1 protein-coding gene is annotated in these 297 nt (G+C 72.4%); it reads right to left on the bottom strand.

All coding sequences use genetic code 11. The features are described 5' to 3' along the window. A partial coding sequence (locus AC5RV2_RS19210) for a fluoride efflux transporter FluC (RefSeq protein WP_494093647.1) occupies positions 1-297 on the bottom strand: 297 nt, incomplete at both ends.

Below are 297 nucleotides of genomic sequence, written 5' to 3' on the forward strand. Positions count from 1 at the left end.
CGGCCGCCCCGAGTCCGAGCGCGGCGGCGCCGGTGCCCAGCAGCAGGTTGGCCGCACAATTGACGACGGCGGCCCGTGTGCGGCGCTCTGCCCACAGCTTAACCGTGGCGACGGTGAAGGAACTGAAAGTGGTCAGTCCGCCGGCCAGGCCGCTGGCCAGCGCCAGACGCCAAGGCTCGGCCAGGCGCCATGTTTCCGCCGGGCCCGGTTCCTGGCCCACCACGCCGCCGGCGACGAGCCCGAGGATGAACGACCCGGTGACATTGACCAGCAGGGTGGCCCAGGGCCAGTGCTGCT

The sequence above is a fragment of the Arthrobacter sp. Y3225116 genome (assembly GCF_059091245.1).